Source organism: Ruegeria sp. AF7 (genome assembly GCF_056541885.1).
Window position 1 is genome coordinate 1 of record NZ_JBQFYX010000062.1, and the last position, 573, is coordinate 573.

Here is a 573-nt window from a genome sequence, read left to right on the forward strand (position 1 = left end):
TCGATAGCATCGGAGCACCCGTAGACTGGTGCGGACTGAACTACTACACCCGTAAACTTATCGCGCCCGCAGAAACAGCGTGGCCAAGTCTCGCTGAGGTTCCCGGCCCTCTGCCGAAGACCCAAATGGGTTGGGAAATCGACCCCACCGCGCTGAGCAGGTTCCTGATCCGAGCAGCACGTGAATACACCGGCGACCTGCCGATCTTCGTGACCGAAAACGGTATGGCCAGCCCCGAGCGTCAACAAGACGATGACCGTATCGACTATCTGGATCAACACTTGTCGGCAGTCCAGGTCGCCTTGGGCGAAGGGGTTCCGGTTAAGGGGTACTTTGTCTGGTCCCTATTGGACAATTACGAATGGGCCTTGGGGTATGAAAAACGCTTTGGCCTGGTTGATGTAGATTTCAGTTCAATGAAGCGAACTCCGAAAGCGTCTTACTTCGCATGGAAGGACATGCTTGCTGCACGGATCTGTTGCAGAGTTTCTTACTGAACGAAGAGTTGGTACCGAACCCTCTTCTTATGTCGCCAATTCCGCAAATTGACGAAACGGACAAATTCCCGGCCCA

The 573-nt window shown here is 54.1% G+C and carries 1 protein-coding gene; it reads left to right on the plus strand.

What is annotated here, in order from left to right; genetic code table 11:
• The coding region (locus ACR0AP_RS20945) for a family 1 glycosylhydrolase (protein WP_480509234.1) at positions 1-497 on the plus strand (497 nt) is incomplete at its 5' end.
• Positions 498-573: the final 76 nt, after the last annotated feature.